Source organism: Cupriavidus sp. IK-TO18, assembly GCF_015549295.1.
In the GTDB taxonomy this organism is placed as follows: Bacteria; Pseudomonadota; Gammaproteobacteria; order Burkholderiales; family Burkholderiaceae; genus Cupriavidus; species Cupriavidus oxalaticus_A.
Genome location: NZ_JADGMP010000072.1, coordinates 1 through 534, shown reverse-complemented (window position 1 = coordinate 534; position 534 = coordinate 1). Strand labels below are relative to the sequence as shown.

The window sequence follows — 534 nt, the reverse complement described above, 5'->3', positions numbered from 1 at the left end:
TGCCTCACTGGCCTCTCAGTAGCGGTCCGGCCGTCAGCCCCCGTTTTGGCGCGCTCTCCTAGAACGCCATCGGCTTGCCGTGACGCTCGACATAGGCGCGCGTGGCGCTGAAATACGCCGCCGTGGACTCGGTCGGCACGAACAAAAGCTGCATCAGCCGCCCGGTCGCGTCATCGACAAACACGAGCAGCGTGCACGCCGGCGCCCGCTCCTCGAACCAGGCGTGGTCGCTGCCATCGATCTGCACCAGCTCGCCCAGGCAGGCGCGGCGGTTCCGCGGCTGGTGCACCTTGGGCGGGCGCTGCTTGCGCGGCACCCAGAAGCCGGCGTCGATCATGATCCGGCGCACCGTCTCCGTGGCCNNTCGCGGATCAGGCCCCGGACACGGGATTCGAGCCCGGGCGGCAGCTGGCGGTTGCTGTCCCGGCCGCGCTTGCGCGAGCCCAGGCCACAGGGACCGTCCTCGTGGTAGCGTAGCACCAGCCGTTCTACCTGACGCCGCGACAAGCCGAGCTTCTCGGCCGCGCGCCAGAC

At 70.3% G+C, this 534-nt stretch carries 1 pseudogene; it reads right to left on the bottom strand.

The annotated features are described in order from the left end of the window. Positions 1-64: 64 nt before the first annotated feature. Positions 65-534 (bottom strand): annotated as a pseudogene (locus tag IPF36_RS34120) (helix-turn-helix domain-containing protein); the annotation flags it as partial.